The organism is Streptomyces sp. 35G-GA-8 (assembly GCF_023534745.1).
Taxonomy (GTDB): domain Bacteria; phylum Actinomycetota; class Actinomycetes; order Streptomycetales; family Streptomycetaceae; genus Streptomyces.
Genome location: NZ_JAMHJQ010000006.1, coordinates 571037 through 592785, shown reverse-complemented (window position 1 = coordinate 592785; position 21749 = coordinate 571037). Strand labels below are relative to the sequence as shown.

General features: G+C 71.9%; 15 protein-coding genes. 2 read left to right on the top strand and 13 right to left on the bottom strand.

Annotated features, from left to right (window positions below; translation table 11 throughout):
* Nucleotides 1-1318 (bottom strand): dihydroxyacetone kinase family protein (locus tag M1203_RS16795; RefSeq protein ID WP_249950502.1); only part of this gene is annotated, 1318 nt, incomplete at its 3' end.
* Between the two features lies 1 nt (nucleotide 1319).
* A complete protein-coding gene (locus tag M1203_RS16790; RefSeq protein WP_249950501.1) occupies nucleotides 1320-2693 on the bottom strand; it encodes an MFS transporter in 1374 nt (457 codons plus the stop codon).
* Between the two features lie 266 nt (nucleotides 2694-2959).
* Between M1203_RS16790 and M1203_RS16785 the strand changes: the two genes are divergently transcribed.
* Nucleotides 2960-3730 carry a FadR/GntR family transcriptional regulator gene (locus M1203_RS16785; RefSeq protein ID WP_249950500.1) on the top strand — a complete coding sequence of 257 codons (771 nt, stop codon included), beginning with the start codon at nucleotides 2960-2962 and terminating at the stop codon, nucleotides 3728-3730.
* A gap of 48 nt (nucleotides 3731-3778) precedes the next feature.
* Here the strand turns inward: M1203_RS16785 and M1203_RS16780 are convergent, their stop codons facing one another.
* Both M1203_RS16780 and M1203_RS16775 read right to left on the bottom strand, forming a co-directional pair.
* Nucleotides 3779-5095, bottom strand: coding sequence for an MFS transporter (locus M1203_RS16780; RefSeq protein ID WP_249950499.1), 1317 nt, complete (start codon nucleotides 5093-5095; stop codon nucleotides 3779-3781).
* 97 nt (nucleotides 5096-5192) lie between these two features.
* The gene (locus tag M1203_RS16775) at nucleotides 5193-6485 is read right to left on the bottom strand and encodes an amidohydrolase (protein WP_374403148.1); all 1293 of its coding nucleotides are present in this window, start codon (nucleotides 6483-6485) and stop codon (nucleotides 5193-5195) included.
* 168 nt (nucleotides 6486-6653) lie between these two features.
* On the opposite strand from M1203_RS16775, the gene M1203_RS16770 reads away from it, so the two are divergent.
* Nucleotides 6654-6830, top strand: a complete 177-nt coding sequence (locus M1203_RS16770) for a thiazolylpeptide-type bacteriocin (protein WP_249950498.1) — start codon at nucleotides 6654-6656, stop codon at nucleotides 6828-6830.
* 85 nt (nucleotides 6831-6915) lie between these two features.
* Here M1203_RS16770 and M1203_RS16765 read toward each other — a convergent pair whose 3' ends face one another.
* The 9 genes from M1203_RS16765 to M1203_RS16725 all read right to left on the bottom strand — a co-directional run bounded on the left by M1203_RS16765 (nucleotide 6916) and on the right by M1203_RS16725 (nucleotide 21691).
* On the bottom strand, nucleotides 6916-8871 hold the full coding sequence (locus M1203_RS16765; RefSeq protein ID WP_249950497.1) for a TOMM precursor leader peptide-binding protein: 1956 nt from the start codon (nucleotides 8869-8871) through the stop codon (nucleotides 6916-6918).
* Complete coding sequence (locus M1203_RS16760; RefSeq protein WP_249950496.1) at nucleotides 8868-9623, bottom strand: ABC transporter permease; 756 nt, start codon at nucleotides 9621-9623, stop codon at nucleotides 8868-8870. Before M1203_RS16760 ends, M1203_RS16765 begins: the two co-directional genes overlap by 4 nt.
* A complete protein-coding gene (locus M1203_RS16755; RefSeq protein WP_249950495.1) occupies nucleotides 9620-10621 on the bottom strand; it encodes an ABC transporter ATP-binding protein in 1002 nt (333 codons plus the stop codon). Before M1203_RS16755 ends, M1203_RS16760 begins: the two co-directional genes overlap by 4 nt.
* 29 nt (nucleotides 10622-10650) lie before the next feature.
* Nucleotides 10651-11766, bottom strand: a complete 1116-nt coding sequence (locus M1203_RS16750) for a peptidase M50 (RefSeq protein ID WP_249950494.1) — start codon at nucleotides 11764-11766, stop codon at nucleotides 10651-10653.
* On the bottom strand, nucleotides 11763-12911 hold the full coding sequence (locus M1203_RS16745; RefSeq protein WP_249950493.1) for a lantibiotic dehydratase C-terminal domain-containing protein: 1149 nt from the start codon (nucleotides 12909-12911) through the stop codon (nucleotides 11763-11765). Before M1203_RS16745 ends, M1203_RS16750 begins: the two co-directional genes overlap by 4 nt.
* Nucleotides 12899-15736 (bottom strand): lantibiotic dehydratase, encoded by a 2838-nt coding sequence (locus M1203_RS16740; RefSeq protein ID WP_249950492.1) that lies wholly within the window; start codon nucleotides 15734-15736, stop codon nucleotides 12899-12901. Before M1203_RS16740 ends, M1203_RS16745 begins: the two co-directional genes overlap by 13 nt.
* Nucleotides 15737-15756: 20 nt before the next feature.
* Nucleotides 15757-17406 carry a nitroreductase family protein gene (locus tag M1203_RS16735; protein ID WP_249950491.1) on the bottom strand — a complete coding sequence of 550 codons (1650 nt, stop codon included), beginning with the start codon at nucleotides 17404-17406 and terminating at the stop codon, nucleotides 15757-15759.
* Nucleotides 17407-17523: 117 nt separating this feature from the next.
* Complete coding sequence (locus M1203_RS16730; RefSeq protein WP_374403169.1) at nucleotides 17524-19431, bottom strand: TOMM precursor leader peptide-binding protein; 1908 nt, start codon at nucleotides 19429-19431, stop codon at nucleotides 17524-17526.
* A 31-nt stretch (nucleotides 19432-19462) separates the two neighbouring features.
* On the bottom strand, nucleotides 19463-21691 hold the full coding sequence (locus M1203_RS16725) for a TOMM precursor leader peptide-binding protein (RefSeq protein ID WP_249950489.1): 2229 nt from the start codon (nucleotides 21689-21691) through the stop codon (nucleotides 19463-19465).
* Between the last annotated feature and the right edge of the window lie 58 nt (nucleotides 21692-21749).

Here is a 21749-nt window from a genome sequence, read left to right as displayed (position 1 = left end):
CCCGGTCCGCCCAGGCGTCGGCGGCGGCGCCGAGCGCCGTCCCCGCGCCCGCGCCGGCCTCGGCCGCGCGGACGGCCGCGGCGTGGGCGGCCTCGGAGCCGCGGCGCATCCCGATGCCGTGGTCACCGTCACCGGCGACGGCGTCGATACGGCCCAGCTCCTCGGCATGCCGGTCCACCGTGTCCTTGACGGCCCGCAGCGCGGCGACGGCCGCGGCGGCGGCGGTACGGGAGACCTCGGTGGCGGGGGGAACGGTCTCGCCCGGCTCGTCGGTCCGTATCTCCTGGGCGGGTCCCGCGACGGGTGCGGTGACCTCGCCCTTGCGGAAGGCCGGGGTGTCGGCGCCGGCGGTCCACAGCGGTTCGAGCTCGTCGTCCAGCCAGCACAGGGTGAGCGAGACGCCCGCCATGTCGAAGCTGGTCACCAGCTCGCCGACCTCGGGGTCGACCACCTCGACACCGGCCTCGGCCAGGAGCTGGGCCACGCGCCGGTAGACGACGAAGAGTTCCTCGTACTTGACGGTGCCGAGCCCGTTGAGGATGACGGCCGCGCGCTCGCCCCGTGGCTCACCGACACCCTCGGGCAGTTCGTCGAGCAGCGCGGAGACCAGCAGTTCTGCGGCGCCGTCGGCGCTGGGCACCTCGCGCTCGCCGATGCCCGGCTCGCCGTGGATCCCGAGGCCGACCGCCATCCTGCCCTCGTCGACGGTGAACAGGGGGTGGTCGGCGCCGGGGAGCGTACAGCCGCTGAAGGCGATCCCGAAGGAGCGGGTACGGGCGTTGGCGTGCCGGGCGGCGGCGACCACCCCGGCCAGGTCGCGGCCCTGTTCGGCCGCCGCCGCGGCGGCCTTGAACACCGGGAGGTCACCGGCGATGCCCCGCCGCTTGTCCTGGTCGGCCCGGTCCGCGCTGGAGATGTCATCGGTGACGGAGACACAGCGGGTCTCGATGCCCGCCGCGTTCAACTGCTCGGCGGCCTGCCCGAAGTGCAGGACATCGCCCGCGTAGTTGCCGAACATCAGCAGTACTCCGCCCCCGGCGTGGGCGTGTTCCGCGACGGTGCGGATCTGCCGGGCGGACGGCGAGGCGAAGACATTGCCGACCGCGGCGCCGTGCGCCAGCCCGGGGCCCACCAGACCGGAGAACGCCGGGTAGTGGCCCGAGCCGCCGCCGATCACGACGGCGACCTGGCCCCGGGGTGCCGGTGCGCTCCGTACGACCCCGCCGGACACGGGCCGTACCCAGCGGCGGTGGGCCGCGACGAAGCCTTCGAGCGCCTCGTCGGCGAAGGCGGCGGGAGCGTTGAACAGGCGGGTCATGTCAGTGCACCTCAAGAAGCGGCTGGTCCGTGGGGTGGGAGGGGCCGGCGGGCCGGCGTCGGGAGAGGGCGACCATCAGCGCGGCGGACAGCAGCATGAAACCGCCCACGACGAACATGGAGAGGGTGTAGCCGCCGCTGAAGTCCTTGAGCCAGCCCGTGACGTAGCCGGCGGCGAAGCCCGCGATATTGCCCGCCGTGTTGATGAGGGCGATGCCCGCCGCCGCTGCCGCGCCGGTGAGGAAGCGGGAGGGGATCGACCAGAAGACCGGCAGCGCGGCGAAGATCGCGCAGGCCGTCACGGTGATGACGGAGATGGTCGCGGCCGGGGAGTGCATGTAGAGCGCGAGCGGGATGGAGATTCCGCCGACGACGGCCGGGCCCGCGACATGCCAGGTGCGGACGCCGTGCCGGGTGGCGTTGCGGGACCAGAAGAAGAGGACGACGGCGGCCGGCAGATACGGAATGGCGGTGATCAGCGCTTTGTCCATCACGCTGAACGACGTACCGAAGCTCTCCTGGAACCCCTCGATGATCGTCGGCAGGAAGAAGGCGAGCGCGTACAGCCCGTAGATGAAGCCGAAGTAGACCATCGCGAGGACCCAGACCCGGCCGCTGCGGAAGGCCTCCTTCAGGGCCTCACGGCCATGGCCGCGCTCCGAACTCCCGGTCTTGGTGGCGTTCTCCGCGGCGAGTTCGCCGGTCAGCCACTCCTTCTCCGCGGTGGACAGCCACCTGGCGTCGGCGGGGCGGTCGATCAGATAGAACCAGGCGACGACACCCAGCAGGATCGCGGGGATCGAGACGAACAGGAACATCACGCGCCAGCCCTCAAGACCGAACAGGCCGTGGTGGCCGATCAGCCAGCCGGCCAGCGGGGCTCCGAGGACGGTGGTGAGCGGCTGCGCGAGATAGAACAGCGCGAGCACCTTCGTACGGTGCCGGGTGGGCACCCACTGGCTCAGGAAGAGGATCGCCCCGGGGAAGAACCCGGCCTCGGCGACACCGAGCAGGAAGCGCAGGACATAGAGCTGCTCGCTGTTCTGCACCCAGGTGAAGAGGAGGGAGACGATGCCCCAGGTCACCATGATCCTGGCCAGCCAGCGGCGGGCGCCGAAGCGGTGGAGCGCCATATTGCTGGGGACTTCGAGGACGATGTAGCCGATGAAGAAGACGCCGGAGGCGAATCCGAACTGCGCGGCGGTGAGCGCGAGATCCGTCCCCATCCCGTTCGGCTCCGCGAACGAGATGGCGGTGCGGTCCAGATAGTTCACGAAGAACATCAGGGCCACGAAGGGGACAAGCCGGATCGAGACCTTCTTGATCGCTGATCTCTCGACGGCGGATGGCGCGGACGGCAACGCGGTGGCACCCATGGCGACTCCTCGGCTGCGCCGGACAGCTCTGTCCGGACTCGGGGCACAGTCGGCAGCGATCGTGGCTGAAACAGGGCGCAGCACCCGCTCGACCGACTGATGTGTCTTCAACGTAACCCCCGGAAGAAAATTGGTCACCAATTGACCAATGTGGCGAGGGTCACTTTTCGAGTGACCTACATCTCTCTTGACAAAGCCGTTCGCGACGCGCGGGGAAGGTGCTTACGGACACCCGTGAGCAGCGGGAATACCCATCTGGTGTACTGGTGACCGTGACCAGTCAGCCCGATCAGCATCCGTCCGGTTCACCGGATCTCGCCCAGCTGCTGCGCCCGGTGGTGCGCGAGTCCTCGGTCAGCGAGGTCGCGAAGCGGCTTCTCGACCATCTGTCCGCGGGCGACATCAAGCCCGGCACCCGGCTGCCCGCCGAGCGCCAGCTCGCCGAGGCGCTGGGGGTCGCGCGCTCCAGCGTGCGCGGCGCTCTCTCGGCGCTCGATGTGCTCGGCATCATCGAGATCCGCCCCGGCTCGGGCTCGTATGTACGCGAGGGAACCTCGGAGTTCCTGCCGCGCGCCATCAACTGGGGCCTGATGCTGGGCCAGCGGCGCACCCAGGATCTGGTGGAGGTGCGCACGCACATGGAAGGCGTGTCGGCGCGGCTGGCGGCGGAGCGGGCCACCGAGGAGGATGTGGCGCGGCTCGAAGAGCACCTTCAGCGCATGCGGGACGCGGGCACGGACGCCGCGGCGTTCATCGACGCCGATATCGCCTTCCACCTGGAGACGGCGAACATCGCGCGCAACTCGGTGCTCAGCGACATCCTGCACAGCATCCGCGCACTGCTCCAGGTGTGGATGGAGCGGGTCAGCGATCTGGAGGGCACCGTCAGCGGCACGCTCTGCGAGCACGACGCCGTACTGGAGGCCATCCGCGCGCACGACCCCGACGCGGCGAACGAGGCGATGGCGGAGCACATGCGCATGGCCAACGCGCGCCTGCGGGAGTCCATCGGCTCGGACGGTCAGCCGGCGGGCTGACCGCCGCCGACCGTCGCCTTCACCCAACCGCCGTCGTTCCGGCGCCGGTTACCCGGCCCGGCCGCCCTCGGAGGGCCGGGCCGGCAGGTCGCGACGACCGCGTACGGGTGAGCCGAGCAGGAGGAGTCCGGCCAGCGGGACGGCCGCGGTGAGGATCCACAGCGCGGGCCGCGCACCGAGCGCGGAGCCGAGCGCCCCGCCGAGCAGCGCGCCCAGCGGCAGCGTGCCGTAGTTGAGGAACGACGAACTGGCGGAGACCCTGCCGAGCAGTTCGGGCGGGCAGTAGCGCTGCCGGAAGCCCGCCACGACGACATTCACCGCGACCACAGCGGCGGAGACGCAGAAGCCGCCGACCGCGAAGAACAGCACCCCGGCGCCCGGGGACGAGAGCGGAATGAGCAGCGCGAGGGCGGAGGGCCCGAGCGCGAAGAGGAGTACGGCGCGCGCCGTGCCGATCCGGGTGGCGATCCGCCGGGACATGAACGCCCCCGCCACACCACCGGCGTTGGCGACGGCGATCAGCCCGCCGACCGCGCCCGAGGCCAGCTGGACGTCCTTGACCAGGAAGATCACCAGGAGGGACTGGTACCCCATCAGGGCGAGATTGGAGGCGGCGCCGTAGAGCGACAGCGTACGGAACCACGGGTCGCGGGCGACGAGCCGCAGCCCCTGCCTCATCTCCCGCAGCAGCGCGCCCGCCGGGCGGCGCTCCTTCGCGAGGGGCGGCTCGCGATGGCGAATGGCGAGCAGGCAGCCCAGGCTGACCGCGAAGGTCACCGCGTTGGTCAGCAATCCCCCGACCGCGCCCACCAGTTGGACGAGGAGTCCTCCGCCGCCCTGTCCCGCGATCATCGCGGCGGAGGCGCTGCCGTGCAGGGCGGCGTTGCCCTCCTGGAGGTCCCCGGGTTCGAGGAGGGCGGGGAGGAAGACGGTGTACGCGGTCTGGAAGAAGACCGCGGCGACGCCCGCGAGCAGGGCGACGGCGAGCAGCAAGCCGAAAGTGAGCCGACCGGTCCAGTGCGCGAGCGGAACACCGAGGAAGAGGACGAGCGAGACGGCGACGGACGCCAGCATGACCGGGCGCCGCGGTAGCCGGTCCACCCAGGCGCCCGCCGGGAGTCCGATGATCAGCCAGGGCAGCCAGGCCGCGGCGCCGAGCAGGCTGACGGCGAACGCGCCCGCGTCCATGGTGGAGACGGCGACGAGTGGCATCGCGACGCCGGTGACGGCCGCGCCGAACTTGCCCGCGACCTCGCCGCCCCACAGCAGCCGGAAGTCACGGTGGCGGCGGAGCAGCCCGGTGCTCCGGGGCGCGGACGCGGGCGCGGGGGCGCGCGGGCTCAACTGAGCGGACGTGGCAGGCATGTTGGCCACTCTAGGGTGCAGAGGATTCTCTGCATAGAGTTCTCGGCCTATTAAGCAGAGAATCCTCTGCATGTTTCTCCGGGGGCGTCCCGGCGGCTCAGTCCCCGGGTCCCGCGCCGCCCTTCAGCCAGCACAGCGCCGCCGCCGTCATCGCCGTGATCCCGGCGGGCAGCGCGGTACGGACGTCCGGGGCGAACTCCGGCGAGTGGTTGGGCGGGAGGGCCGCGAGCTTTTCCTCCGCCGATCCGGGGGTCCGCGCCCAGGTCTTCGGGCCCACCGTGCCGAACATCCAGTAGGCGAGCGGAATCCCCGCCATTCCGTGCACGGACACCCCCGCGTCCCCGTACAGCGGGAAGTCCTCGCTCGCCATGGCCGGCGGCCAGAGCGCCACCCGTTCACGGCCGTAGAGCCGCAGATGGGCGTCGCGTACCAGCTCCGTGGCCCCGGGGTCGGGATGGGTCACCGGGGAGCGGGAGACGACCGTGATCTCCGGGTCGCGGGGACAGCCGGACGCGGCGCACTCCGCCCGTACGATCCGCTCCACCGAGGCCGCCATCCGGTCGAGCGCGCGCTCCGACATGGCGCGCACGGTGATGCCGAGCGTCGCCCGGTCGGGGATGACATTGCCGCCGGATCCGGCGTGGAACGACCCGACGTTCAGCACGGCGGGTTCGGTCGGGGCGCACTCGCGCGACACCACGCTCTGCAGCCGCAGGACCGCCGCCGCCGCGGTGACCAGCGGATCCACCGCCAGCTGCGGGGTGCCCGCGTGGCCGGCCCGGCCGTGGACGACGGCCTCGAAACCGACGCTTCCGGCGAGCATCGGACCGTACCCATGGGCGACCATGCCGCCGGGCAGCGGGGCGGAGTGCTGCGCCAGGACGGCGTCCGGCCGGCCGAAGCGCTCGTACAGCCCGTCCTCCAGCATCGCCCGCGCCCCCGCGAGGGTCTCCTCCGCGGGCTGGCCGACGATCACGACCGTGCCGCGCCACCGGTCCCTGGCGCCGGCCAGCAGTGACGCCGCGCCCGCCGCCGCGGCCAGATGCAGATCGTGGCCGCAGGCGTGCATGACCGGGCCCTCGCTCGCGTACGGCAGCCCGGTCCGTTCCGTGACCGGCAGCGCGTCCAGTTCCGCGCGGATCAGCACGCGCGGGCCGTCCCCGTTGCGCAGAACGCCGACGACGCCATGGCCGCCGACCCCGGCCGTCACCTCGTAGCCCGCTTCCGTCAGCCACTCCCCCAGCCGTCCGGCCGTGCGCCGTTCCTCACCGGAGAGCTCGGGATGGCGGTGCAGGTCCAGATAGAAGGCGACCGCGGGACGGAGAATCCGCCGTACCCCGTCCAGGACGGGCGTGTTCTCACCGGGGTACGCGACGGGTACGTGGTTCACCCGCACCATCCTGCGGCAGGAGCACGGCGGGTGACCAACAGACCGCTGACACAACTGGTCAGTGGAAGACCTGCCGATGTGGAAGTGGGGTCGGCTGGAATACCTGTGGCACGACAAGGGACCGCCGGGGAAAGCCCGGTGGACCTGCCTTCTCGCTTAGGAGTCACCATGGCTGACAAGACCCTCCTCGCCTCCCTCGCCGACGAGATCATGGAGCTGGAGTCGGAGACCTTCGAGATCTCGGACTACTCGGACGCCAGCGAGGTCGTGCTCGCGGGCTCCACCAGCTGCAGCTCGACGTCGACCTGCTCCTCCACCACCAGCACCACCTCCTGCAGCGCCTGATCTTCGCGCTCCGCACAACGAGCGGGCGGCACCCGCGACTTCCGCGAGTGCCGCCCGCTCCGTTGTGTCCGGCCACCGCCCCGGATCACGGGAACGGATGCGGCACGAGCCGGATCTCCGCCTCCGTCAGTTCCCGGTCGCGCAGCCCCGCCCGGAACGCGGCGCCACGCAGACGCGGCATACGCGGTGCGCGCTGACGCGACCAGCCGAAGTCGATCGGCAGCAGACCGGGGACGATCGTCGCCACCGTGCGCAGTCCGATACGGTGCTGCTCCGGGGTGGTCTGATCGACGACGATGACATCGTGTCCCGCCCCGGCCAACGCATCGCGGCAGTACGCCACATCGTCACGCAGGTCGCCCGTACGCGGCCGCTCCCGCTCCTCCCAGTCGCGGTAGATCTCCGTCATCGACCGCACCGCGGCGGGCTCCAGATACGTACGGACGTGCTCCGCCATCCTCGGCAGCCCGTAGAGCTGGGCATGGTCCTTGAGATGCAGCACCTTCCCGAAGTCGTCGGCCATGGCCTCCAGTTCGGCTTGGCGTTCGGCCACCTGCCTGGGCAGATGCGGGATATACGTAAGCACCTCGGACAGAGCTCCCTCCAGAGCCGCCGCCGGGTCCAGACTCGCACCGGCGCCGAAGGAGAAGGTGCCGGGGCCGCCGTCACGCCGTACGGCCAGGCCGGTGACCACCGGTACGCCGAGATCGATCCGGTTGTCGAAGGCATGGACGTCATAGCCCTGGAGCGCGGCCCGGTCGATCATGGTGCGGACGGTACGGTTGTCGAGCGAGCCGAGATCGATCTCGGTGAGCGGGGTGGCGCCGTACCAGGCGACCAGGAACGCGTCCCGCTCGATGAGTTCGAGGAGCCCGCCGAGGATCGCCTCCTCCAGACAGCCGCCTATCGCACAGCCGTTGGAGCATTCGAAGACGAAGTTGTCGGAGGCGAGGCCCGCGCTGTAGTGGACGAGCCGGGCCGGAACCAGCACCGGCCGCTCGTCGCGCAGGGAGTGGCCCCAGACCCAGGGGATGGGTCGGTCGGGATCGAAGGGGCTGACCATCGGGTCGTCCCGGTAGGTCTCGGGCGAGTAGAAGCCGCAGCTCGCGGGGTCGAGTGCGTCCTCGCCGAGATCGCTGTAGGCCGCGGTGAGCAGAGTGGTCCCGGTGCGCCGGTGGGTACCGGCGTACCGCTCCAGGCCCTCCAGATAGGCCAGATCGCGGCTGGCGTCGAAGCCGTTGGCCTGGCCGCTCCAGGTGACATCGGTCAGCCCCGCGTAGCCGCGCATGAAGACGCTGCCCGCGACCGGCGCGGTGGTGGGTGAGGTGACATTGATCCAGGTGCCCGCGCCGAGGACACCGGAGACCGGGTTGGCGAGCGCCAGGGCCGGCATCGGGTACGCGGACGCCGGGCGCAGCCGGTAGGTGTCCGGGGCGGGCTTCGGCCGGCTCACCGGGCCGAAGCCGTCGTCGGCCGGGCTGTCCGTGCCCCGTGGCCCGCAGTGCGGGCAGAGCGGATCGGCGAGCAGCGGATAGGTCCGCACTTCGAGCGAGGCGAGATCGAGGTGGGAGACCTGTGGGAGGGAGCGGTCGGCGGCGCCGGGGCCCGGCGGGAGCACGGTGTCCGAGAGGAACACCGCGCGGTGCAGCGCCTCCACCGCGTCCAGCGCGTACGGGGTGAGCCGGGGCCAGAGGCCGGCCGCGCGGGTACGCGATCCGGTCTCCAGCGCGTCCCGCTCGGTGCGGGTACGCAGCCGCTGCCAGCGCATGGCCAGACACTGGCCGCAGGCGGAGGTCGTGCCGTCGCCGCCCCAGGGGCCCACCAGCACGGCCCCCGAGGTGAGATGGACGGTGGCCCCGGGGCGTACGGCGGCATGGCGGTCCTCGCCCCGGTGACCGAGCACGTCACCGGCGCCGAGAGGGACCACGGTCGGCCCGGCGGCCGGGGCGAGCCGGGCGGTCAGTTCCCGCCGCAGCAGTTCGCGCGCGGCCTCCAGCGGAGCGCCGTCCACCGCCGCGTCGGTCGTCGTGGTGGTGGTCATGTGGAGTTGCTCCAGCGGAACGTCTTCACGGCCAGCGCCCCGAAGATGACGGTGAAAACGACCAGTCCCCCGCACCCGAGGGCGATGTCCCCGAGGTCGCCCCGACCGGAAAGGGCGGCGGACACCGCGTCGTTGAGATAGCGCAGCGGAAGCACCCGCGAGATGGTCTGGAGCCAGGACGGCATCATGTCCAGCGGCAGGAACGAGCCGGAGAGGAAGGCCATGGGCACCATCAGGCAGTTGGCGATGGCCGCGACCGCCTCGGGCGTGTTGGCGTACGAGCCGATGACCACGCCGATGGTGAGGAACGCCGTGATGCCGAGCACCAGCACGGGCAGCGCCAGCGGCCACCGGGCGTTCAGCTCCAGACCGAACAGCGGCAGCATCGCCACCGCGATGAACACCACCGCCTGGAAGACCCCCACGGCGAGAGCGAGCACATAGCGGGAGCCGAGGACCGACGGCAGCCGGGTGGGGGTCATCCGGATCAGCCGCAGCAGATCGTCGCGGCGCCACTGCATCAGGGTGAAGGCGACTCCGAAGACGGCGGCGTTGGCCACGCCCCAGGACATGACGCCCGGCGCGATGTAGGAGATGTAAGGGCGGCCCGTCTCCTCCACTTCCTGGCCCCGGAAGATCAGTCCGAAGACGACCAGGAAGAGCAGCGGGAAGGCGAAGGTGAAGAAGAGGGTGGCCTTGTCCCGGACCTGTGCCCGGTAGCCGGCCGCCGTCAGTGCTGCGTACGCGCTCATCCCTGCTGCTCCGTGTCGTTGGTGTCCGTGCTGCCGGTGGGGCCGGTGCTGCCGCTGGGGTCGGTGCCGCCGGTCAGTTCGAGATAGACGTCCTCCAGCGTGGCGGTGCGCGTCTGCACACCCTCCAGACCGCCGAGCGCGTCGACCGCCTGGAGGACCTTCCCGGACTCGGCCGTCTCCAGGACGAGGGAGCCGCCCTGCTCGGTGACCCGGTCGACCCCCGGGATGGCCGCCGCGTCCTGTCGGCTCATCCGTTCGGCCGGAATCAGCAGACGGGTCGGCGCCCCGGCGGCGGTGACCAGATGGTGCGGGGAGTCCAGCGCGACGACCGAGCCGGCCACGAGGATCGCCACCCGGTCGCAGAGCGCCTCGGCCTCGTCCAGATGGTGGGTGGTGTAGACGATGGTGCGGCCCTCGCTCTTCAGCTCGCGCAGCACCTTCCACAGATCGCGGCGGGCCTGCGGGTCCAGGGCCGCGGTCGGCTCGTCAAGGAAGATCAGCTCGGGGCCGTGGACCAGGGCCGACGCGATGGCCAGGCGCTGGCGCTGGCCGCCGGAGAGGTTCTCGACCATGACATCGCGCTGATCGTCCAGCCCGACGGTACCGAGCGTGGCGTCCGCGTCGGCGCGGCTCGCCCCGTACAGGGCGGCGACGGTACACAGATGTTCGCGCGCGGTCTGGCGCACGAAGAAGGCGGAGGACTGGGTCTGGACACCCAGCCGCGGCAGCAGCGCCACATTCCGCGGCCAAGGGGACTGGCCGAGAACCGAGACGGTCCCGGAGTCCGCCTGGCGCAGGCCCTCCATGATCTCGACGAGGGTGGTCTTCCCCGCGCCGTTGGGGCCGAGGAGTCCGAAGAACTCCCCTCGGCCGACCTGGAGTGACACCCCGTCGACCGCCTGCCGGTCCCCGTATCGTTTGCGCACGTCGTCGACGACGATCGCCGCTTCGGTGGCCGCCTCGTGCGGCACGGACGCCATGGTCCTGGCCTCGCTCATGTGGTTCTGCGCCCCTCGGGGGTTGTGGGTCAGTGAACTAGTAGGAAGTAGAGGCCTGTTGCCAGGGCCGCCACCAGGAGAAGAACGAGCAGGGCCGATCCCACCCCGTAGCCGAGGTAGACGGAGCGGGCCCGGCGCGGGTACGCGGCGGCGGCCGGCCGGTCGCTGAGGCACAGCCGCAGATAGCGCCCGCTCTCCGGCGCGAGACCGGAGACGCGCAGTGCGTGGCTCAGCATCGCGTAGCCGTCGAGCGGAGGCAGGGGCAGGAGGTTGACGAGTGCCTGGACACTGCCGAGCAGCAGCAGTCCGGACAGTACCCGGCGGGTCGGGTCCCCCTCGGGGAGCGCGGCCCACCAGGCCAGAAACGGCAGCAGGAAGAGCAGATTGGCGAAGGCACCCGCACCCGCGACCGCGAGCTGATGCCAACGGGAGCGCAGATAGCGGTAGTTGTCGACGGTGCAGTACATCACGGCCACGGGCAGCCGCCAGCGCAGCCCGATCTCGCTGACCGTACCCCCGTAGTGCTGGGCGCTCACCCCGTGGGCCAGTTCGTGCAGGGCCGTGCTCAGCCAGAGCAGGGTGAAGACCGCGATCAGCGCGACGGGCTGGTGGAACAGCCACCAGGTGTCGTCGGCCAGTTCGGGCAGCGCCGTCGCGAGCAGGACCTCCATCGCCACCATGAGGACGGTCAGCGGAAGCAGGACCGCGGTCCGCAGCACGGGCCGCAGCAGGCCGTGCAGGCGTGCCGTGGTGGCGTCGGCGTCGGCGACCAGCCGCACGGTGCCCCGCAGCGCGGTGCCGCTGAACGGCTTGCCCGGCGCCGTGGTGGCATCTGCCGGCCGGGGCGGTGCGCCGGCCAGCAGGCTTCTGGTACCCAGCAGTTGCAGCAGCCGCTGCCAGTGCGCGGCGCCGAGCCGCTTGCCGAAGGTCTCGGCGTACTCCTCCCCGATCTCCGCCAGACTGCGGCTGCCGTCGAGCCGGGAGATCAGGAAGAACTCCTTCGCCCCGACCTCGAAGGCGGCGCCGCCCCCCGGCTCCTTGATCAGATGCACGGTGGCGGGGCCGTGCAGCAGGGCGGGGCTCAGCAGGATGTCCGGGCGCAGCGCCGGGCGGTGCGAGAGGAGTTCCCCGGGGGCGGCGGTCATGGGATCGCCGCCGGGGCGGGTGGGGCGACGGTGTCCTCGCGCAGGACCCGGCCGAGCACATGGGAGAGATACGCCTCGTCGCGGATCGTGACATGCAGCCGGTTGTTGGTCATATGCATGTACGGGGAGAGCAGCAGCGGCAGCGCCACGGCGGGGTCGGTGACGCGTTCGTCGCGCGTACCGTCCCAGGAGCGGAACACCAGCTCGCCGCCCACGGTCAGCTCCTCGGCGCGGGAGCGCAGTTCCAGGCAGTGTTCGGCCCAGCCGCGCAGGAAGGCGGGCAGTGTGCCGAGCTCGCCGGTGCGGACCGCGCGCCGGATTCCCTCGAAGCGGCGGCCGAGGCCGGGGGCCATCTCGGCGTAGTTCTTGTCGTACTCCTTCGACCCGATGAAGCCCGTGCCGGGAAAGGCGTTGTGCCAGAACTCGTAGTAGCGGTCCAGATAGCCGCCCAGTTCCTCGCGCTCGGGCAGGAAGCAGCCGGCCATGACCATCATCAGCTGGGCGGACGTGCCGAGCAGCACGGTGCGCAGATGCAGGTTCATGGTGCGGAAGGCGTCCATCACGAGATCGCTGGAGTGCGCGAAGTGCCACTCCGCCAGCTCGATCCCGGCCGGGCCGCCGTACTTGCCGTACTCGGGTTCGTACGGCTCGTACGAGAAGGAGTTGTTGGGCCGCAGGTTCATCCGGCCGTCCTCGCTCATGAACGCGCCGCGGTCGCCCTCCGGGAACTCGATCTCGAAGAGGGTGTTGTAGAACTCGTTGAGAAACCCGGAGTCCACCTCGTAGAGGGCGGGGCGGGTACGGAGAAAGCCGCTGATGGCCTCCTCGGCGCGACGCCGTACCTCCGGGGTGGCCGCCGCGTTCACGGGCTTGAGCCGGAGGCGGACATGCGGCCCCTCCAGCCAGTAGTTGATGAAGAAGTGGCCGGCCAGCAGGCCGTCGGCGGTCAGCCCGGCCACCAGCGGGCGGACGCAATTCACCAGCAGGGGCTGCGGATTGGCCGCGTAGAAGATGTGGATGGCCTGCCAGTCGGCCGCCGCACCCGGGGCGGGGTCGGGCTCGGGGACGGGCGCGGGGACGGGGACGGCGGCGGGGGCCGGCGTGGGGCTCGGTGCGGGGGTCGGTGCGGGGGTCAGCTCTGACATGTCGGTGCGCCCTCTCTGCGTCGGGTCGAGGTGAAGGTCTCCACGGCCAGCTCGGCCACATGGCTGCCACGCGCGGAGCGGACATGCAGTCCGTCGCGCCCGGGGAGCATTTCCCGCAGGACGACCCGGTCGTCCGGGTGCGTGGGCAGCGCTTCGAGGGCGGAGAGGGAGAGAAGGCTGTCGAAGTCCACGTACTGGGGCTTGGCCCCCGCGCCGCCCCGCGGTCCGCTGGACACGGTGGCGAAGACCTGGTCGGGCAGGGCGTGTTCGCGCCGCCAGCGCTGCCAGCCGAGGAACCACTCCTCATCGCCGGTACCGGGCCGGCGGACGGGCAGCGCCCCGGCCGTCGTGGTCCAGCTGCGGCGGCTGAGGACGACCTCGCCGTGCAGCACCCGGGGCCGCGTGGTGACACCCTCGTGCCCCTCGCCCGCCGGGACGCCTCCCCAGACGTCCAGGGGCGCCATCGAGGTCGGGGACATCAGCAGGAGCGTACGGGGGATCTCGGGCAGGGCGAGCGGCACCAGATAGCCGAGATAGACGGGGACGACCTCACGGCCGAGCCGGGTGGAGCGCAGTACCAGCCGGTCCGTCTCCGCGTCGTGCTCGACATGGAGATCGTCGAGGTGGATGCGCCGGTCCTCGGGGACGGTGCTGGATTCTCCGGGGCAGACGATCTCGTAGTCGGTGAGCGGGCTGTGCAGATTGAGATTGCTGGTGACCGCCCCTCCGGTGATCTCGGCCAGGACCGCTCCGTCGGGGGTGACGGCCGCGGCGGTGTCGCGCAGCCCCCGTGAGAAGGCTCCGGCCCGCTCCACCGGGCTCTCCGTGTCGTGCGTGTTCTCGGTGTCCTCCGTGTCGTCCGAGTCGTCCGTGTCGTAGACATGGGTGAAACGGCTGAAGGGGAAGGAGAGTCCGCCGTACGAGCGGTTGAGCACGACGAGCGGGCCGTCCTCGCCCTCGGTGAGCTGGAGATGGTGGGACTGCGGTGCGAAGTCGGCCGCGAGCGGGGCGAGTTCGTCCGCGACGAGCCCGAGGTCCCGTTCGTCGAGCCGGATCTCCGCCGCGTCCCCGTGCTCCTGCCAGCGCTGCCGCATCCGGTCGATGAAGGCACGCCGCGCCGCGTCGATCGCGCGGATCCCCGGCAGCCCGAGCCAGTTCTCCTCCGGCACATACTCGCCCCGGTCGTCGAAGGGGCGCCGCTTGCCCGCGAACGAGAGGTACTGGTCGAAGAAGTCCTCGTGGAAGTCGTGGACGAGACCCAGGAGGTCGTCGCACCGGCCGCCACGGCCGTAGCGCGCGGTGAAGAAGCCCTTGAAGGTGACCCGCTGAGGCAGCGTCAGATCGAAGGCGGGGAGAATCCGCTCGACGGAGCGCAGCGCCCCGCCGGCCGGCCCGGTCCAGGCGCCGAGCCCGCAGCTCACCTCACGGCCGGCGCTGACATCCTCGTAGAGCAGGGTCTGCGGCAGTGTGGCCTCCGCCGCCCCCAACTGGGCCTGGGCCTCGCGCAGTCCGGTGCGCAGCTCACGCAGCAGCTCCACCCGCTCGGCGCGGCCGGCGGAGGGGAAGCGGTCGATGGCGCGTACGGGCCCCTCGAAGGCGGCGGCCAGCCGGTCGGCCCAGGGACGCCCGAGCGTGCGCAGCTCACTCCGGAAGGAGCGCAGTGGATCGGGGCTGTGGACATCGGTGTCCAGGCACGGCACCCGTACCAGGCCGAGCTGGAGCAGCGCGGCCACATAGGTCTCGCACTGCGCGGGTTCGGCGTCGTGCTCGGTACGGAGCCACTCCACCAGCTCGCCGTAGCGCAGTTCGTCCCGCCCCTCGAACAGACCGAGCAGCCGGTCCAGCGTGCCGCTGCGGCGGAGGAAGAACAGCCGGTCCTTGACCGCGTCGAAGGTGACCGCGGCCGAGTCGTCGCCCGCGCTGATCCACTGGCGTACGTACCGGATCCGGTCGTCGTCCCGCTCCCAGCCGGAGGCGGGCCGTACGGGGAGATCGCCCCGCCGGGCGGGGTCGGCGAGGATCAGTTCGGCGAACCGGCCCAGCACGACGACATTGAGCCGCACATGGCTGGACCACGCGTCGTCGATACGGATGGTGGCGTCCGAGGTGTCGCGGCCCGGCCGCTCGCCCCGGCCGTCGTGGAAGACGCCGGTGGCGACACCGGTGAAGGTACTGAAGGGGCTGGTCTTGCAGGCCGTGCGGTACAGATACGACAGCACCGACCGCTCGATCTTCCGCATCCGCTTGTCGGGGGACACACCGGCGGCGGCGCCCGCCTCCGCCTTGTCGATATAGGCGTCGAGCTGACCCTCCAGGGTCGGTGAGGCCAGCAGCAGACCGCAACGCAGCCGGTCCTCGGCGAGCAGCCCGCGCAGCGCGGCCCGGGTCCTGTCGAGGTCGGCGGCGAGCAGGGGCGCGCCCTCGGCCCGCAGCTTATCCAGATGGCGACGCTCCCGCAGCCACTCGGCGGTCGCCTCCGCCGCGCGCGGGTCGAGTCCGGCGACCAGCCGGACGGCCGCGTCCGGGTCGGCGGGCAGCCGGTTGTTGAAGATCTGGCGGCGCAGGCCGAGCAGTTCACGGCGCTGGCTCGCGCCCGCCCCGTCCGGGGCGATGTCGGTGGTGCCCACCGCCTCGTGCAGCAGATCGCTCAGCCCCGCCGCCCGGTCCCGTAGCCGGTCCTCGGCCGCGAGGACATCGTCCGCCCACTGACGGCTGTCGCCGCAGCGCAGCGCCTGGACGGACTCGACGGGCAGCCCGGCCACGCGCAGCATGAACCGGCGGCCGGGTTCCCAGCCGGCGTCCGTCGTATCCGCGTCCGGTGTCATCTCTCGCTCCCCCATCCCGGTCAGCCGATCTCGTAGCGGAAGTCGGCGGGCCGTGGCCGCTCATTGCCGAGCAGCATGATCAACAGGGGCTTCTCACCGGTGCGTTCGAGGTCCAGCTCCTCGATGTACGAGATGTTGTCGAAGCCCAGGGCGACGCCCGCGCCGAGCCCGAGGGCGGAGGCCACGGTGTAGAAGGTCTGCGCGACGGCCCCGATCGTGCCGTTCACCAGCCGGTAGCCCCGGTCCCCCACCGCGTCCAGGACGGCGGCGGTCCGGATGGTGGGGACGATCACCACACCGGCCTGCTCCAGGTTGTAGTTGGAGAGGAAGTAGTTGCGCTGGAGGAACGGTCCGGGCGGGCCCGTCACCACCGGGCGCAGCGTGTGATCGGCGGGATCGTAGGCGTACGCACCGGGCTCGACGCCCTCGACGTGGTTGATGAACGCGTACAGCGTGACCAGTCCGGGCGGCGCGGAGCCGTCCGGTGCGGCGGGCTGCTGCGTGTCGCCGCCGAGCGAGGCGGCGACACAGGCGTCGAGGGTGGCGGCCAGTTGCGCGGTGGTGACCGGGCGGGCCGCGTCGAAGCGCCCGAAGCTGCTGCGCCGTTCCCGCAGCGCGTCACGCACACTCACCGGCGGCAGTTCGGGCTCCGGCAGGGCGACGGGCGTGCCCGTTCCGGTGGGCACAACGGCGGCCGCCGGTTCCAGCGCGCCAGGCTCCGGGCGGTCGGTGGCGGCTTCCACCGTCGCCGCGTGGATCCGCTGGAGGGTTTCGAAGCGCAGCACCGTGCGCGAGCGTTCGACATCGGTGTGCCGGACGGCGGGGACGTCGGGGAGAGCGGCGGTGGAGAGCCGGGGGGTGGCGAGCCCGGGAGTGGCGAGTCCGCCGGTGGGCTCGGCGCCCTCCCAGGTCAGCGGGACGACGGCGAAGATGCCTTCCTCCTCGTTGGGCACACCCAGCACGTGGCTCAGCCTCTCCTCGTCGAACCACAGCGCGGGTTCGACACTCAGCCCCTGCGCGCGGGCCCAGATACGCCAGGTCCCGACGATCGCGCCGAGATCCATGCTCACCGCGTGGAAGGAGAAGCTGTTGTACTTGAACGCGTTCTGCCAGTACTTGATCCCCAGGACGAGGAACTGGTCGCGGTCCGCGCCCGCGGCCCCCTCGCCGAGTGCCGCCCGCACCTCACCGGTCACATCGCCCGCGAGCAGCCGCTGCATGGAGTGGTGCGGGGCCGAGTAGTAGTGGACGCCCGGCGCCCGCGGCCCGCTGGGGCCGGAGACCCAGTAGACGCTGACCGGGTAGAGACCGCCGCCTGAGGCCGTGCCACGGGACCAGTTCGCCTGGGTGTAGTGGGGCAGCGCGGCGAGGTCGGTATTGGTCTGGACACCGAGCCGGCGTCCGGTCAGCCCATAGGAGTCGCGCAGCATCCCGGAGAGCGAGTCCAGCGTGAACGGCCGCTGTTCGTGGGGCTCGTCGGTACGCGTACAGCCGGCCGCCACGGTCGCCCCTTCGGGGAAGTCCGTGTCCGGCAGCGGGAAGGACTCGACGCCGGGATAGAACTTCGCCTTCCTCGGCCGATCCGCCCAGTCGGGGACGAAATCGGCGGGCTCCATCGGGATCCGGCCGCGCTGCATGATCTCGGCCGCATAGTCATGGGCGTAGCCCACGGGACCCTCCTCTCTGCTGGTGGTGCTGTGCTGGACGGTTCTGAACTGGACGGTTGTGGAGTGCGCGGTTGTCGAGTGCGCGGTTGTTGAGTGCGCGGTTGTGGAACGCGCGACGGGTCACGGGAAGGGATGCGGGGCCGGGTTGATGTCGTCCGGTCCCAGATCGTGCTCGCGCAGTCCCGCCTGGCGCAGAGCGGTGCGCAGGCGGGGCATGGTGCGGGCGCGCTGCCGGGACCAGCCGAAGTCGATCGGCAGCAGCCCGGGGACGAGCACGCTGACGGTGTGCAGCCCGAGCGTGCGCTGCTCGGGCATGGTCTGGTCGACCACCACCACGTCGAAGCCGGCTCCGGTCACCGCGTCGACACAGCGGCGCAGATCCTCGCGGAGGTCACCGGCGGCCATCGCGCCGGAGGGGTCCGGCCAGCGCAACTCGCTCACCGCGCACGGTGGTTCGGGCGCGCGTCCGCGACGGTGCGGGCTGTCGGGGTCCAGCAGGAAGCCGGCGTGCTCGCCCATCTCCGGCACGCCGTACACCAGGGGATGGTCATGCAGCGCCGTCACCAGGTCGAAGTCCGCGGCCATGGCGCGCAGCCGGGGCCCGTCGCGCTCGGTACGGTCCCGCAGGTTCACGGCGTCGGTCGCGATCTCGCAGAGCGCCGAGTCGAGCGCGGACTCGGGATCGAGCCCGGCGCCCGCGCCGAAGCACATCCGGCCGGGGCCGCCGTCGAAGCGCTCGGCCACGGCGGTGACCACCGGGACCGGGAAGGTGACCCGAGTGTCGAAGAACCGCGCCCGGTAGCCGTACATCGCCAGCCGGTCGACCATGTGCCGGGTGGAGTCGCGGGTGCTGGTGGCCGGGTCGATCTCGGGCAGCGGCTGCTGCCCGTACCAGGAGAGCAGGAAGGCGTCGCGCTCGATGACCTCCATCAGCCCGAAGTAGATCGCCTCTTCCAGACAGCCCCCGGAGGCGCAGCCGTTGGAGCTCTCCTGCACGAACCGGTTCTCCAGGCCCGGCGCGTGATAGTAGGTCAGCACCTCGGGGACCAGCCTCGGCTGCTCGTCACGCAGGGAGTAGCCCCATACCCAGGGGATCTCCCGGTCGGCCGCGAACGGGCGGACCCGTGGGTTGGCGCGGTAGAAGTCCGGTGCGTACAGGCCCACTTCACGGGGGTCGACGGCATCGGCACCGAACTGTTCGAGGCTTCCGGTGACGCTGGTGATCCGGGAGCGCGCCCGCATCCCGGCGTAACGCTCCATGCCTTCGAGCACACCGATCCGGTTGCTGTGGCCGAAGGAGTCGGCGTGGCCGCCCCAGAACGTCTCCCGCAGATACTCGCCGGAACGCATCGAGAAACAGCCGATGGTCGCGGAGGTGGAGGTGGAGGAGACGTCATGGACCACGGACGGCCCGAGCGCGCCGCACACCGGGTTGGCGAACGCGGCGACGTCGATGTCGTACGCCTCGATGGGCCGCAGCCGGAAGGAGCCGGGACGGTGCTTGGGGGCGGGGCGCAGGGTGATCCGGGCGTCGTCGGCGGTGTCGGTACGGGGTGTGGCACAGCGCGGGCACTCGGGGTCGGGCACCAGCGGGTAGTGGCGCACGGTCAGGGTCCGCAGATCGACCAGCCGGATCTCGGGGAACGGGCCCTCGGGGACGGGTGGCCGCTCGCACAGTGCGGTGACGAGCGCGGCGATCGCGTCCGCCGCGAACGGTGTGGCGTAGGGCCACTCGCCCGCCGCCCGGGTCTCCCCGCCCAGTTCCAGGGCGTCGCGCAGAGCCACGGACCGTACGGCCTGCCAGCGGCGGGCCAGACAGTGGGAGCAGGCCGGGGCCGGCGCGCCGTCGGCCCCGGGCAGGGGCCCGATGACGGCGTGCGCGCCGTACAGCCGCACCGGGACGGATGCATCGCGGTACGCGAGGGCGTCCCTTTCGGGGGCTTCCTTTCCGGCGGCGAACGCGTCGTGCGTACCGAGCGCGCCGATGCTCACCTCGGGTCCGCCGAGCCGCCCCAGGGCCTGCCGCAGCAGGCCCTCCGCCGGGCGGACGTCGAGAGTGCTAGGCCCCACGGGATGCCTCCGTGGTGAGGAACACGCGGGCGGTGCTGATGCCCGCGGCGGCCAGGTCCGCGGAGCTCGTGTCCACCAGCAGGGCGTCGCGTCCCGCCGTGCGGAGCCGGTCCAGCACCTCGGACCAGTCGGTCACCGCCCGGGAGACGACGGCCCCGGTTCCCTCGGTGTCCGTGGCGTGGATCGTCGTCGCGTCGAGGTCACGCAGCAGCGGGTCGCCGAGATCGAACGGCGCGGCCGTCTCCTCCCGGCCCAGCTGCACCTGTCCCAGCAGATCGCGCAGCGCGGCGACCGCGGCGCCCCGGGCGCCGGTGTCGCTGCCGACCGCCCAGTGTCCGGCTCCCCGGGCGAGCAGCACATGCACCCCGGAGCGGTCGCCCTCGCCCAGGTCGAGCAGGTCCACCTCGATGTCGAGGATGGCCGCCGACCGGATGAGGAAGGTGAGTTCGGCATCGGCGCCCTCCCCCTCCGCGAGCGCCTTCAGCGGCACCCTGCTCGCCGTACCGCCCCGCAGAGTGCGGCACAGCGCGTCATGGGCGAGGGCGGAGAGCAGGCCGTCGGCGGCGGCGTCCGCCACCGTGGCTCCGGCGCCGGTTCCGGCGCGCGTCGGGTCGAACAGCCGGTCGGCGTTGTGCGGGCCGAAGGTGCGAACCGCCGCGGCCGGTACGAGAATCCGCTCCTTGGTGAGCAGCGAGACGGCCCGGGTCCAGGCCGTCACCCGCTCACCGCCGGAGGCCGTGGCCTTACCCGCGCCCGTACCGCCGAAGAGGGTCAGTGCGGCGGGCCCCAGAGCGCGCACGCTCGTGCCGGCCTCCTCGACCTGACGTGCCGTCAGAATACCTGTGGTGGGCACGACATGCTCCGCGTACACCCCGGCCGCCGCGTTCAGTGCCCGCAGCCGGGCGCCCGCGACATGGTGCACGTCGAAGGCGGCGACCCGGCGCGAGACGCCGTGGCCGGTGCCGAACTCGACGAGGGTCGCCTTGAGCGGGATCTGGGTAAGGGGCTCGTCCGCGAAGCGGCCGAAGACTCCGGCGCGCGGCCGGACCAGGACCGAGCGGCGGTTCAACTCCTCCACCAGGGCGTCGGCCTCCCGGGCGGTGTCGACCGTCGGCATCGGCGGCGTGCCGCTCCCCGCCGCCGTGAGGTCCACGGGGAGGTCGAGCGGGAGACCGGTGCCGGCCGGTGCGTCGTCCTGCGCCGCCCCGGCACAGAACGGACAGCGCGGGTGCGGCAGCAGGGGTTCGGCCGTGACATCGAGGGACTTCATGTCCTGGATGATCAGCCGGCCGGCGGTCTCGGCGGGCAGCGCGCCGGTGGTGATACGGAAGATCTCGTAGCCGAGCAGATTGCCGATCATCGCCGCCAAGGGGCGGCTCGGGAACTCACCTGCCGGTACGGCCCCGGGCAGGGCCAGCCCGCTCCAGATGTCCGCGGCGGCCGCGGCCCCGTCGTGGGAACCGATCCGCAGCACCGCGCAGGACCAGCAGCCGGCCGTGTCGGACGTCATCAGCGGTCCCACCACGGCGTGCTCGCCGTAGGACCAGGCCGGCAGGAGCGTACGACCCTCGGGCACGCCCGCCCGGAGCAGCGGGAACAGCCGGCCCGGGGCCGCGGGGCCCCCGGTGACCACCACGAGGTCGTACGACGCGAGATCCGCCCAGCCGAGGGGCGCCCGGGGGTCGTCCGCCCCGATGCGCGGGAGGTCCACGGGGCAGCCGTCGGACGCCGCCTCCCGCGCCTCGGCCTCGATGGTCGCGATGTTCTCGGCTCCGAGTCCCGGCTGAAGGCCGATGGTCGAGCAGCCGTTGCGGATCAGGCTGAGGACGCACCAACGGGCCACGAGGTCGTCGCCGAGCACGGCCACCCGTGCCGTACGGAAGCGGTGGAAGCGGCGCTCGGCGTCGTCGGAGTAGTGGTCGACGTAGGCGATCTGCGGCGCGAAGCGCCGGGCGACGTCGGGCGCCGTGTCGTGCGCCTCGCCCTCGGTCGTCGGGACCGGCCGGGCGAAGTCCCGTTCGTACAGGCTCTTCACCAGCTCGCCGACCATGGCGCGCTGCTGGTCGCCGAGGCCCTCGCAGATCTGGGAGACCGAGTGGTCGCCGGTGAGATGCGGGACGATCAGGGTGGCGAACCGGTAGGCGGACTTGGCGGTCAACTGGAAACCGCCGTCGGCGTTGTGGAAGAGCACCCCCTCCGGTGTTTCGGTGAACAGCACGTCGCGACGGATGCGCGGGCGGGTCGAGGCAACGGTTTCGTAAGTCGCTGAGCCCATG